Source organism: Bacillus vallismortis (assembly GCF_004116955.1).
GTDB classification, from domain to species: Bacteria; Bacillota; Bacilli; order Bacillales; family Bacillaceae; genus Bacillus; species Bacillus vallismortis.
This window is the reverse complement of record NZ_CP026362.1, coordinates 273,744-286,719: the sequence shown is the minus strand read 5'-3', so window position 1 is coordinate 286,719 and position 12,976 is coordinate 273,744. Positions and strand designations below refer to the sequence as shown.

The 12,976-nt window shown below is 45.7% G+C and carries 10 protein-coding genes and 1 pseudogene; 1 reads left to right on the top strand and 10 read right to left on the bottom strand.

Translation table 11 applies throughout. From position 1 onward, the window contains the following. Positions 1-63: 63 nt before the first annotated feature. The 4 genes from BV11031_RS01460 to BV11031_RS01445 all read right to left on the bottom strand — a co-directional run bounded on the left by BV11031_RS01460 (position 64) and on the right by BV11031_RS01445 (position 2,249). Positions 64-462 (bottom strand): YueI family protein, encoded by a 399-nt coding sequence (locus tag BV11031_RS01460; protein WP_010329915.1) that lies wholly within the window; start codon positions 460-462, stop codon positions 64-66. A gap of 70 nt (positions 463-532) precedes the next feature. After that, on the bottom strand, positions 533-784 hold the full coding sequence (locus BV11031_RS01455; RefSeq protein WP_010329916.1) for a YueH family protein: 252 nt from the start codon (positions 782-784) through the stop codon (positions 533-535). Between the two features lie 74 nt (positions 785-858). Then, positions 859-1,080, bottom strand: coding sequence for a spore germination protein (locus BV11031_RS01450; protein WP_010329918.1), 222 nt, complete (start codon positions 1,078-1,080; stop codon positions 859-861). Positions 1,081-1,139: 59 nt separating this feature from the next. Continuing rightward, positions 1,140-2,249, bottom strand: coding sequence for an AI-2E family transporter (locus tag BV11031_RS01445; RefSeq protein ID WP_010329919.1), 1,110 nt, complete (start codon positions 2,247-2,249; stop codon positions 1,140-1,142). Positions 2,250-2,363: 114 nt separating this feature from the next. Here BV11031_RS01445 and BV11031_RS23240 point away from each other — a divergent pair. Further along, positions 2,364-2,755 (top strand): annotated as a pseudogene (locus BV11031_RS23240) (DUF2283 domain-containing protein). A gap of 40 nt (positions 2,756-2,795) precedes the next feature. Here the strand turns inward: BV11031_RS23240 and BV11031_RS01435 are convergent. The 6 genes from BV11031_RS01435 to essC form a co-directional block, all read right to left on the bottom strand. Then, the gene (locus BV11031_RS01435; RefSeq protein WP_010329921.1) at positions 2,796-3,032 is read right to left on the bottom strand and encodes a YuzF family protein; all 237 of its coding nucleotides are present in this window, start codon (positions 3,030-3,032) and stop codon (positions 2,796-2,798) included. A 190-nt stretch (positions 3,033-3,222) separates the two neighbouring features. Continuing rightward, entirely contained in the window at positions 3,223-3,753 is a 531-nt protein-coding gene (locus BV11031_RS01430) for an HD domain-containing protein (RefSeq protein WP_010329922.1), read from the bottom strand. 196 nt (positions 3,754-3,949) lie between these two features. Then, positions 3,950-4,681 (bottom strand): (S)-benzoin forming benzil reductase, encoded by a 732-nt coding sequence (locus BV11031_RS01425; protein ID WP_010329923.1) that lies wholly within the window; start codon positions 4,679-4,681, stop codon positions 3,950-3,952. Positions 4,682-4,744: 63 nt separating this feature from the next. Next, positions 4,745-5,200, bottom strand: a complete 456-nt coding sequence (gene essA / locus BV11031_RS01420; RefSeq protein WP_082246358.1) for a type VII secretion protein EssA — start codon at positions 5,198-5,200, stop codon at positions 4,745-4,747. 31 nt (positions 5,201-5,231) lie between these two features. After that, on the bottom strand, positions 5,232-8,468 hold the full coding sequence (gene esaA, locus BV11031_RS01415) for a type VII secretion protein EsaA (protein ID WP_010329925.1): 3,237 nt from the start codon (positions 8,466-8,468) through the stop codon (positions 5,232-5,234). Next, positions 8,465-12,952 carry a type VII secretion protein EssC gene (essC, locus tag BV11031_RS01410; protein ID WP_010329926.1) on the bottom strand — a complete coding sequence of 1,496 codons (4,488 nt, stop codon included), beginning with the start codon at positions 12,950-12,952 and terminating at the stop codon, positions 8,465-8,467. Before essC ends, esaA begins: the two co-directional genes overlap by 4 nt. Positions 12,953-12,976 lie beyond the last annotated feature (24 nt).

The following is a 12,976-nucleotide window of genomic DNA, read 5'->3' as shown; positions in this document are numbered from 1 at the left end:
ATATCTTATCTCCAGTTGTAAGTGAATTGCCATGAATAAAAAGACAAACGGTTCGTTTGTCTTTTAAGATTTCAGCACTGACCGGTTGAAAATGTCGTCCTGAATATATATCGATTCACGATTCACAGCGGTATCAGCCGCAATGACTAGCCCTAGAGGCGTACGAAACTGAAGATCAGATACGATCTTGAAAGGCACTCCGTTCCGGTTCGCCATTTGGATATAAGGAGAATAAGACTGATACTGAAGCTTTCCATTAATCAAAAGAGTGATATTTTTGCTGGTTTTGAGCGTTCGCTCCGCTTCTTCATACGGTTTGCTTCTGAGGACCTGTCCTTTCGTCAGTGCCAAGAGCACTCTTTCCCTTAATGAGCCTAAAAACAAGTGGCGTTCGTCAGGCTTTGTTTCTAAGGGGCCATACATTCCTTGCTGCAAATAAAGATCCATTTTATCATGACTCAAAAGCTCGTCCTCCCGTCTTGTTTGTCTTTATTATCACCTGATCAGGCAGGAGCTAAACTTTCAAGGCCGTTTACATTTCTGTTACCCAATGAATGATTTTTTTGGCCAGCTCACCTGCCGTATCTTCTTCCTCCGTATGCCGGCGCAAAGAGGTTTCCAGGCGTTCAGGCAGAGCCGCTTTATCTTCTTCATAAGAAATAATCGTGCTCCACTCCAGCTGCGGAACCGCTACAAGGGTGCGCAGTTCTTTTCTGTTTTCGTGCAAATACACGTCTGTGATCATTCCGGTTTGCGTATTGATATTCGCTTTTCTGATTTTCATCAAACATGACCTCTCTATTCAAAGACTACCCATATTATACAATAAAAAAGCAACAGCCTCTCCTGAAAAGGCTGTTACCCGTTAAACGAAACTGTTTCATCAATGATATCGGCATCTTTGAAGAGAGTTTTACTCGTTTGGTTATTGATGTTCACAAAATCACCGAGCTGAAACGCACCCGAGCCCGCGCCTGAGTGATCGACGCTTTTCGGCGAAATCGCAAACACATCCCCAAAGCTTGCCGCCGCATCACCTGATATTGACATAATATAAATCGGACCTACAATCGCAGGCATTTCCCCACCTCCGCATTGATTTACAGCATCATATGCAAAGAGGCGCAAATGGTGCCCGCCTATTCAGCGGGCTTCGCGTTTTCTTCAAGGCGTGAGCGCGAACGCAGTTTGATGAGGCGGACAATATTCAGAAAGATTTCCTTCATTACCGCGTACACCGGCACCGCTAAAATCATGCCGAGAATGCCGCCGAAGCTTCCCGCTCCGATCAACAGCAAAATAATCGTAAGCGGATGCGTATTGAGCCGCTTCCCGATCACGAGAGGAGACAGCAGATTCCCGTCGAGCTGCTGAACGACGACAATCACAATAATCGCGAACAGCGCTTTGGCAGGCGAGTCCATAAAACCGACAATGACAGCCGGCGCAGCACCGAGAAAAGGCCCGACATAAGGAATGATATTGGTAATCGCCATCACAATCCCAAGAATCAGGGCGTATGGCACACCTGCGATTAAATACCCGATAAAACACGCTGTTCCGACAAAAAGACAGATTAACAGCTGTCCCTGAAAATAAGCCGCAAGCGTATCGGATAAATCTTTAAAAATCTTCAAGCCTTCCGTCCGATAAGAAGCCGGGAGAATTTTTACTGCCAAGTGCGGAAAGCGGTGTCCGTCTTTCAGCATATAAAAAAGGATAAATGGAACAGTGATAATGACAAGCGTGATGTTTGTCACGACGCCAAACACCGCAGATAAACTGGACGTGATATTTTGCGGCAGGTTTTGGAGAAAACTTGTCAACGACTGTTCGATTTTTGATATTGATACATAATCCTGATTCATCATCCACGTAAACCATTGAGAATGGGACAAGTCGTTTGTCAGCGACTGAATCTGTTTTATATAATCAGGAAGATTGTTAAACAGCCCGGTCACTTGCGATGTAACGACAGGTCCGACTGACGCTGAAACGAAAGCAAGCAAACCGATGAATAGTAAATAGATCAATAGAATGGATAATGTCCGCGGGATTTTTTTCTCAAGCAGGCGGACGACCGGATTAAAAATGAAATACAAAATTCCCGCAATCAGCATCGGGAAAAACAGTGTCGAGATAAAAACAATGAACGGCTGAAACACAAATGAAACCTTTGTTGCAACATAAATAATCAGCAACACAAATAAAATCTGCAATGTCCAAAAATGGACTTTTGATTTCAACAAGCTTTGTTCCTCCTAGTTTTTCTTTGTCTGTCAGTTAAAAGGGCTTATCCCCCATCATTGTAACAAAAATAAACTCATATCAGAACTCTTAATGTGATGAAAGGAGTGTTGGTGATGAAGGCCGTGACATATGATAAAGAGTCAGAACTGGCTAATATTCATCTTCTTCCTCCGAATAAGTGCTGGAATATACAGTCATAGGAGCTTAAAGTCCATGATTATATCCTGCTGGATATCGGCCCTAGACGGCAAAGTTGCAGGATTTCGAACGTTTTTGTGAGGCAGCTTTGCTCTGTACCCCTTATGCCGGGACATCCCGGATATATGTAAAAGATTCAGGCGGCTATCATTTTCGTGTCCGTCAACATGCTTCAGTACGTTCCAGTTATACAGTGAACGGTGTCACTTTTTGTTTTTCAGATGCCCGCTATCAGGGATTTGCCGGATTTGATCTTGATGAAACGATGTACCACAGTGCGTTTTTGCAGCGCTTAACTGAAAAATAGGACGTCACGGTGTACGCCTATTTTTCATGCGCAAGCACTGTTAAACCCGCTCACTGTAATCTGGCGTGACGGAAATCATGTGCTGGATCCTGATCAAACAAACGGAATTTCTGGCTCCTTCAATTGTGATATGGTCAGGGTTTACATCGATCAGTCTGCCTCTGACCGTATCTCGTACTGTCTGTATCACGAACCTTGAGCCGATGAGCTTTTTAATGGTCTGATAGACATAAGGATCGACTAAAGAGACCAGTTGCGGACTACCTTGGTTGACCATACTTTAATCCCCTTTTTATGTTTTATCTCAGCTTATGCCATTATGATGGATAATGACACAGGCTTTCCTGATAAAACCAAGGGGTGCGGATCCTATAGGAGAAGAGATTTGGAAGCGGGAGTAAAAGAAATGGCGGTGAAGCGGAGACAGCGAAGAAAGCTGGCGCTGTTCCGTGTGTAACAAGCTAGGCTTATACAGACTTTATCGTCGATGCCTGGGCTTGGTCGATGTAGTGGTCCAGCTTTTCTATTTTTTCACGTGCCGTTGAAGAATCAATCTGGCGGTAATGATGGTGGCCGCCCGGCTCTTCATCAAGTTCGTCCGCTTTTTTGACAATCTGCTGCAGCGTGTTTTTCTCTAATTCGCCTTCAGGCAAATAGGAATCGGTATGAAGCAAAATGGCAAGGGCAATCTCTTTTGCGGCTTTCGGTTCCTCGCCAAGCCGAATTAAAAGCTTATGCGCCCGTTCCGCTCCTTTGATGGCATGAATGTCATTTCTTTTGTATTTCTCATAATCCCACTTGCCGTCTGTATACCATTCATAATGGCCGATATCATGCAGCAGCGCCGCTTTTGCAGCTAAATCAGGGTTGATGTCAGCCTTTATAGACAGCCTGTACGCATGGTAAGCGCAGGCAATCGCATGTGCCACACCGGAACGTTGGAGATACTTTTGTGCAATTGGATGGGTGAAAACATCCATTAATCTAACCTTTCTCATGGAAACCCCTCCTTTAGATATTTTTAGCATCCTAACATAATCTGCAGAGAAACTCAATTCTTATGTCACATCATTTTGTCTTCTTGTCATCATTGTTATACCCTAAAAGCAGCGTTTCAGTCAGTATATGCGGCTGTTCAACAGAGTGCGCGGGCGATTGCCTGTTTCATAAAAAAAAGAGCAGAAAATATCTGCTCTACAAAAACTCTTTTATATCGTAAACGCGGCCATTCTCCGTGCCTTTTTCTAATAAAGAAAGCAGGGTGCCTGCAATATAGGCCGGACTGCGAAGGCTTCCTGTTTCCTTTAATGTCCGGAACCGTTCGATGTCGTGGAAATCCTTTTTCGATGAAGAACGGATGACGGCTTGCATCTCAGTATCCATAACACCTGGCGAGAAGGAAATCATGTTCACCGGCAGTTCTTCATCCTCTTGTTCAAATCCGAATGTCCTCGTAAACATGTCGAGCCCGGCTTTTGAGCTGCAATATGCGCTCCAGCCCTTGTATGGATTTTTGGCGGCGCCCGACGTAATGTTGACAACTGTCTTTTTGCCGCTGTATAAAGCAAACCGTTTTGTAAACAGCTGGCTCAAGAGCACGGGCGCTGTCAGGTTCAGCTGATAATGGCGCTGCAGCTCGTCAAGTGACGCTTCGCCGGCGCGTTTGATCGGCGTTACCATTCCGGCGTTATTGATCAGGGCAACACCTGAATAACGATCTGGATTGATGGATGAAAGCAACGTTTCAAATTGCTGTTCAGCTTCTTCGAGATTGATAAGGTCTATTTGATGCTGCGTCAGTTTTTCATGAGAGAGATCAGTTTTTGTTCTGGACAAGGCATGGACTTCATGGCCCTTCTCTAAAGCCTGTATGGCAATGGCTTCTCCCAGTCCTTTTGACGCTCCGGTAATGATATAAAGTTCCATTGGAAACCTCCTCCTTCCGTTCCTATTGTACGGTACCGCTTTTGCACAATACAAGCACACGGCCTACGCCTTTTTGTTCTCCTGCGCTGTGACTTTCGGGATGAGGAACACAATCCCCGCAATGCCGAGCAGAATCAGCACGACATACAAAATCGGAAGCAGCAGTGAAGATGTTGCTTCTTCTTCCTTTGTTTCCGTGGATGACGTCTTTGTGATTGGTTTTTCAGCAAACGTAATCCCGAGCTGTTTCGACTGGGCCGCAATCGTGTTGGATTCCTCGGCATCTGTTGATGTAAACAAACCTTTTATCAGCTCGGCGTCCTTGTCCTCCGGTTGATCAAAGGTGATATCCTTCTGTTCCTCTGGCAGTTCTGTTTTCTCTTCATAGTAGGAATCTTCATGCAAATAATTTGTGTCGATTTCGATGTCTTTTTTCTTATATTGGTTTGGCGCGACATCTGTGTTTTCTTCGGTTTCGGCAGCGGCGGCAGAGGGTATGAAAAGGGAAAAGGAGAGCATACAAATCATGATCCCCTTTTCCATGATGCGATTACGCTTCATACGTTTCATCGCTTTCTGCTGTTTTTTCGGCCATCAGCCGGATCACAAGCGGCAGAGCCGCGGCAATCACCGTAATGACTAGCAGAACCGTTATTCCCATTGTAAACAAGTGCCCTGTGCCATACTGGATGTCGATAAATACTTTCGACACAGGGTCTTCAAATGTAAAGTTCGGCATAATCAAATCAATAAGCGGTGCGACGTAGAATAGAATCATCGCCGCTGAAGCAACCCATCCAGGAATTGAACCGAATCTGAACGCCGCCCGGATGAAGGCTGAGCTTGCCACGAGCAGAAGAATTGTAAATACAGACCACTTAATCGTCTGATCGTCCGGCAGCGAATAAATATTCAAACCGAACAAGCTGATCATGAGTCCGACAAGGATATTCAGAATTCCGAATAGCGCTCCTTTGACGAGAAGCGGCGCGTTTTGGTAATACGAGCTGAAATAGCCGATTAACAAGCTGCTGATCAATACAATGACTAGAATGACAACCGGCGGCACCGTCTGTGTTTTTTCCTCTGGAACCTCTCCGCTGATTTTAAGCGGATTCGCCAAGTAATCATATACATAGCCGTTGTTTTGCCCGTCTACTAATGTATTTCCCAATATGCCGTATACGTCGCTGCGTACAAGCTTTGTGGAGGCGACATTTTTCCCCCAGTTATTGTTTAATGTGTCGGCTTTCGCCTGAACATCATTGACGCTTTGCTGCATGTTGGTTGTGTAGTCAATAATGCCTGACTGGCGATCAGACAATGACCCCACCATGTCTGACATTTGCAGCACTTCCTGGCCGACCGTATCTTGGACACTCAGTGCCATTGTGCCAGACAGCCCGTCGTTACTGAACGTCGCAGCTTCTTGCGTTGCCCCTGTTACCAGCTGTTCCGACGCTTTTGCGGCGCTTTCAGAGATGTTCGTCAGTTCGTCAAGAACACCTGCTTGTGAGTCACGGATGAAGCCGCTGTAGTCTTCCGTGAATTTGGTCATGCCGTCGATGAAGCTGTTAATGTCTTCATCCGTTAGCATCATGTTGTTTTTGAGATCTTCCCAGCTGGCTGATTCTTCCGGTGTGAGAGCCAGGATTGATTTGACGTTGCCTTCCTGACCATTAATCGCATTGGTTTTTGCCATGCTATCTATGGTTCCGGATAATATAGAGTCATATACAGATAGATATTTATAATATCTCATTAAAGCATTGATATTTTCTGTCTTGATTTCTCCGGAGAATTGAAGCTGATCTTTATTTTCCAGATCGCGAATCGCGCTGTAAATCCCTTCAAACTCCCGCTTCCGTTTCGCTTCAAGGTTTCCGAGTTTCGTTTCGAGCTGTTTCACTTTAAATTTCAAGTCATCAATTTCATCATTGAGACCATCCATTTGCTCTTTAAGTTCTTCTAATTTCTTTTTCAGCTCTTCATTATGGGCAGTTTCTTTTTCTTTGAGTTCTTCTTCAATTTGCTTCATTCGCTCAGACGCTTTGCTGAGCTGTTCTTTTGCTTTTGCGATATCAGAAATCTCATCGTTTCCGGTTTGTTCTTCGTCCTCAGGCTGAGTCGTGCCACCGTCGCTTCCTGTATCTCCAGTATCTCCGTTTCCATCTTCATTTGCCAGCTGGATCATTTGAAGGGTTGCGTCAGATGATGCAGTTTGTTCGGCAGATGTGTCCGTTTCGGTTTGTCCGCTGTCTGACTCGCCGTTAGTGGCATCGCCGTTCTGATCCTGGCCGTCTGTTCCCGGCTGCTGGTCCTGATCCTGAGTGTTGCCGTCCGTTTGTCCGTCCGTTCCAGTATCACTGCTGTTGTCACCGTTTCCGGTGTCTCCCTGTGGTGTATCGGGATTTGTGTTGGTTCCGTCATCAGGGTTTGCCGGGGCGTCAGTGGACGGTTCATCTGTTACCGGGTCCTCTGGTGCCGGCTTCTCTTTTTCAGCCTCCTTCAGATTGTCTGAAATGTCCTGAATGTCAGCGGCGATGCTTTTCAGTTCTTCCCGCTGTTTTTCAAGATCGATTTTCAGGTCTTCGGGATTCTCTTCCTTCGGTTCTTTATCTTTATCTTGCTCATCATTGTCAGAGCCGTCGTCTACGACTGGGTCATCCCCTTTCGCAACTGTCAGCGCCTGACGCGCTGGTACAAGCAGATCATAAACCTGATTTAATGCCGTTTGTCTTGAAGCGGCCTGATATTGTTCAATTAAATTACTTTGGATTTTTGCCATGCCAAGTTCCTGCTGGGGCACTTGTCCCTCTCTCAGTTGCTGTGCTTTTGCCAACACTGTACTTGTTTGTGCAAGCTGTGTTTTCACTTGGCTGATTCCTGTTGCCAGTCCGCTCATGCGTTCGCTGAATTGGTTCGCCTTTTGCTGAGCTTGAATGGCATCCAGACCTGTCTGGATTTGCTGCTGAGTGGCATCTTGGGCTGTCAAAAGCAGTTTTTTCTGATTTTCTTGATATTCTTTATACCTTTCAACGGTATCAACGAATTCTTTCAGCGTGTTTTTGGCTTCTTCCGCTGTTGAAGCTTTTTCTTTTGTCGTGCCTTGCGCTTCATTCATTGATTTCTTCAGCTCATCGATTAAATCTTTTTGCTGTTTGATTTCACCTGCTAAATCATTTGAGCTAGGTTTGTAAAAGTTGTACATGACATTTTGGAATTCAGATTCTTTATTGACGATATTGTCAAATTCTCCTCTGATGTTGTCTACTTTTTGTGACACAAAATTCCAATATAAGGCCGACATTTTTTTGTTCATATTCTTTTGCGCATCCTCGAGCTCACGCTGCACTTTTTCTTTGTTGACCGCATTCAGGTTATCCTGAATGCTGAATTCGAGCGTTGCTTTTTGAGGGCGGTCTTTATCATAGCTTAAAATGTTTTTTGAGAAGTCTGATGGAATGTAGACGATCGCATCGTATTTCTTTGATGCGAGACCGGTCTCGGCCGCGCTTCGGTTTACGACCGTCCACGAATAATCAGGGCGCGCCCCCAGAACGGCCGCTACTTCCTTGCCGAACTGGGCGGATTTGTCCTCTTCATCAGACTTCACTTCTTCGCTCAATACGCCTGTGTCTTCATTCACCACCGCGATTTGCCGCGTTGAATTCGCTACTTTTTTCGCCGGGTCTTCCCCGATAAAACGGAAAAACAAAATCGGCAGCAGTAAAATGATAATGACGGCGGATATTAACTTGATCAAGCTTTTACGTTGTTCTGTCATCTAGCACTCTCCCTTTCAGCAGAACATAAAGGAATTTGAACTTTTTGCTCCTTCCCGTTTTCCACAACATATCCGAAGCCCGGCTGAATTTCAGGCTCCTGTCTTTGGTATGGAAGAGGAATGACATTTTGTTCAGATTTTTTCATCAGCAGAATGGCGTGGCGGATTTGCTTCATCTCTGTCGTCAAGGAGTCATAGCCTTTTGAGAATTCACTGTGGTTTCCGCCCGGAATAAAGCTGAAGCCAAGATGCGCGTATGATTTCATGAAGTTTGCCAGACGATCTTGTATTCTCGTATCAATTGTTTGTTGGAATCTTGTAATTCCGTCAATCATCAGCACTACTTGTGAGAATCTCAGATTTTGCGCGTCCCCCTGACGGACGGCTTCTACATACATGGCTTCTCTTGTTTTGAAAATGTCTTCTGCTGTATCTACCCACTGCTCAATGTCTTCTTTCGTTTCCAAGTATGAGACATCCGATTCCTTCGCATAATGGGATAAGCCACGGTCAATCGAGTCAAACAGGCCGATCATTTCGGTTTCATCATCAATCAGATGTTCAAGCATGACTTTTAAGACGTTTGTTTTCCCGCGCTGGGTCTGGCCTAAAATCAGGCAGTGCTTATGCTTGCCCACATCAAAATAGACTGGGCTGACTGTTTCTTCATGAAGCCCGATCGGTACAGATAACGGCTTGCGTTCCAGCTTGAAGCGAAGAGAAAATTCTCTCGTCGACAAACTCTCAGGCAGCATCGGAATCGGTGCCGGCTGCTCCAGTGAAGCAAAGCGCTCCTGAAGATTCTGAACGTCTGCTTTCAGCCCGTTGAACATGCTGATATCATCATCCGCGTCAACAGGAAGGAACATTTGCGCGAAATAAAGTTCTTCCTTTTGAATGATGACGCGCCCTGGAATCGGTTCAAGATTGAACTTCGGCCGTCCATAAATCGAATATCCCTCAGATTGATCCATGAGATAGTGGACAACCTTGGTTTTCAGATTATTTAACAATGATTGGCGGACAGCATTCACCCGCGTTGCTGTCATCATGAAGTAGATGCCCAAGCTCTGCCCGTCTCTGGAAAGCTGGACAAACTCCGATTCAAGCTCATGCATTTCATCCTTGACGATGTCAAAGTTATCAATGGTGATGAAAATGAACGGAAGCTCTTCTTCGCTCAGCGCATTGTACATTTTAATGTGGCTGATTTCTTTTTCCCTGAACAGGCGTTTACGGCGGTCAATTTCTTCCTTGATCCGAATCATGAACTTTTCAATTTTTCGTGATTGGTCCATCAGGAAGTAGTCCGCGGTATGCGGCAGCTTCGCTAATGGCAGAAGCGTTCCGTTTCCGAAATCAAAGATATAGACATGAAGCTGTTCAGGTGTGTATACATCCGCAAAGCTCATCAGGAACGTAGCGGCGGCAATTGATTTTCCGTAGCCGGAAGAGCCAAATATGCCGATATTTCCGTCTTCCATCATCTTATAAGCAATTGGCGCCTGTCTTTGCAGATCAGGTTCATCGACATATGCGAAATGGAAATGATCTTTTTCGCCTGAAGGGAAAAGAGTCCGCGGAATCCGTTCCGCGAGCGGCGGCAGCCATGGGCTTGCCAGCTTCTCGATTCCCATTTCATCTTGGATGCGTTCAATTTCATCAACTATGGCTTCGATTTCGGTTTGAACGTCTTTTTTCGCGATATCTTCGGTATCCACTTCAGAAAGCGGGATCAAGCCCGTATCCGTGACGATCGCGATTTCGTCCTCTGTTCCGTAGACTTCCTCTAAGTAAGGCGCTCCGCTCCAAGCGGATTGGAACAGCTCATACACTTCATTGTTGCCGACCTGTAAATACCCGCGTCCTGTCACGGTAATGTTGGCGGCATCGCTGTTTTTCAAAATTTCTTTACTGTCGGTGGCATCCTGAACCTTCAGCGCCACTTTAAAGCGCGAGTTACTCCAAATCTGGTCGTCGATGATGCCGCCCGGCTTCTGTGTCGCCAAAATCAAATGAACACCCAGGCTTCGCCCGATACGCGCGGCACTGACAAGCTCCCTGATAAAATCAGGCTCCTCGCTCTTCAGCTCGGCGAACTCATCAGAAATTAAGAACAAGTGAGGCATTGCCACTTCTGTTTTTCCCTGCTTATACAGCTTTGTATAGTCATTGATGTGGTTGACTTGATACTGGTCAAACAGGCGCTGTCTTTTTTTCAATTCGCTTTTAATAGAAGCGAGCGCACGCATACTGAAGTTTTTGCTTCCTTCAATATTCGTGATCGTGCCGAGCAGATGAGGAATATTGCGAAATGGCTGCGCCATTCCTCCGCCTTTATAGTCAATCAATAAGAAAGCCGCTTCATGCGGGTGAAAATGCACCGCAAGTGACAAAATATACGTCTGGAGAAATTCACTTTTCCCTGATCCCGTCGTCCCTGCAAGCAGCCCGTGCGGACCGTGGGCTTTTTCGTGAAGGTTCAAGTAAACAATGTCATCTTTCCCCTTATAGCCGATCGGCACTGACAGCGACTTCGCTGATTCACTTGTCAGCCATTTTTGCTGAATGCCGATTTCCTTGACTTCCTTCGCATGGAAAAGCTCCAGGAACGATACCGTTTCCGGAATGGAATTCGTAATGCCGACCTGGTGATTCAGCGTCCGCAGCGTGCGTGAGAACCGTTCGTTGTCCCCGCGCTGATGATGATCGAGGCGGAACGGAATTCTTACCGCTTTTTTCTTTTGTATTAAAATGTCCCCTTCGTGCTCATTGATGTAGCGGACAAGAGTCGTAATGTTTTCCGACAAGCTTTCCTTTGTTTCCGCAGCAACAATTGTAGAGATGCCCAGATGCTCATGCTGCCCTTCTAAATATTCGAGAATGACGTGCTCTGAGATCAGCTGCTGATTTGTGATGACAAATATAAAATGCGGTTTGAACTGCAGTTTTTCTTTATCATCTTCGAGATCGCGCTCTCTGATCAATTCATAAAGTGAGGACAGAAGCTGATCTCGGGTTTGCTCATTATAAATAAATCCTTTCGCATAAATATGGGGCATTTGAAATTGCGGCAGCCACTTCATCCACTCCCAGTCTTTATACTCTTCTTCATGAAAAATAAATACGAACCGCAAATCGTGATAGCTGTTGAAGAACGACAATTGTCCGATCAGCTGGTGAATCTCATTTTTCACAATTTGCGATTTACCGACAAGCCCCATCGGACCTTCCGCCAAATCGACCGTAACCGGCGCATTGCGGATGTCCTTATAGATACGCTGCATCTGCTGCGATTTCTCCATGAGGTCGTCGATATCACGATTGGCCAAGTCTCCGCCACTCATATTGATTTCATAGCTTGAAGGGACTGTTCCCGTCCCAATCCGCAGCTGGAGATAATCCTTGCTTTCAAGCGATTTTTCCCAGATCCGGTCACTGATTTCACTTGTTAAGTATTTCATTTGCTCAAATGAAGGGAAGTGAAATTCAAGTACCTGCTTTTGCTTTTCAGCAAGCGCCTGAAGCTCTTTCCGCTTATTGTCTAAGTAAAGCTTGTACACACGCTCCCGTTTTTCCTCGCGTTTTTTCCGCTGGTTTTTATCGCGGAAATATTGCACCGTCGAGGTAATGAGAGTCATCATAAACATCGCCAGAGAAACGAGGATGAATATGCCGCGCGGCTGGATGATGGCGACAACGCCCATCACGATCAGCATCACAAGCGGAGGCAGAATGACGAGCCACAGCCCTCTATTGGTTTGATCGCTCTCTTGAGAGGGAAAACTGAAGGACACGCGGTCATCCGGCAGGTCGTATACCATTCGCGGCGTTCTTCTGTACTGCGGATATTTTTTCTGCATCTCTGTGCTCGGTTTGACCGTTTCTGTTAATGCTGTTTCAAACGGTGCAAAATGAACCACTTCTAAAAGATCTTGTTCCGTCACTCTCATTTGCGTAAAGTTCCAGAAGATTTCATCTCCCGGCTGGAGCGTTGTATTGGCGTTAATCTTCTCTCCGTTTAAAAAGACCGTCCCGCTTTCAGGTTGAACCGACCAGCTTGGGCCGACACGAAGCAAAGAGAACGTGCTTTCTTCCGCGAAAGCAATATCTTGCGGATTCAGGTAAATATCCGCATTCGTGTCTTCTGATGAACAGATGATTTCATCACGATTCCCCGTAAAATAAACGGATTTCTCAGTCTCACTGTCCGTCAAGATGAATCGTATATCCTGCTGATCCGTTTGTAGAGAAAATGATCCATCCGGCTTAATCATGCCGACACAATCATTTCCCAGGAAAACTTCGTATTGGCCTTCAGATTCCTTTCTTTGAAGAGAAATCACTCCGTGTTCAAACGGAATAGTGCCGATCGTAACGGAATCCTTCACATCAGGCCCAATTGTCGCCGGGTGGGACGACGGGAGGTCAGACAGCTTCAGTTTTTGAACGTTATTTTGGTAAAACACCCATAATAGACTCAAATGGCGAACCCCCTAACGGCCAAA

Coding starts and splice junctions, on each gene's coding strand:
- BV11031_RS01455 (WP_010329916.1), bottom strand. CDS start 784: ATGAAAATCAGAAAAGCGAATATCAATACGCAAACCGGAATGATCACA.
- BV11031_RS01450 (WP_010329918.1), bottom strand. CDS start 1,080: ATGCCTGCGATTGTAGGTCCGATTTATATTATGTCAATATCAGGTGAT.
- BV11031_RS01435 (WP_010329921.1), bottom strand. CDS start 3,032: ATGGTCAACCAAGGTAGTCCGCAACTGGTCTCTTTAGTCGATCCTTAT.
- BV11031_RS01430 (WP_010329922.1), bottom strand. CDS start 3,753: ATGAGAAAGGTTAGATTAATGGATGTTTTCACCCATCCAATTGCACAA.
- BV11031_RS01425 (WP_010329923.1), bottom strand. CDS start 4,681: ATGGAACTTTATATCATTACCGGAGCGTCAAAAGGACTGGGAGAAGCC.
- essA (WP_082246358.1), bottom strand. CDS start 5,200: ATGCTCTCCTTTTCCCTTTTCATACCCTCTGCCGCCGCTGCCGAAACC.
- esaA (WP_010329925.1), bottom strand. CDS start 8,468: ATGACAGAACAACGTAAAAGCTTGATCAAGTTAATATCCGCCGTCATT.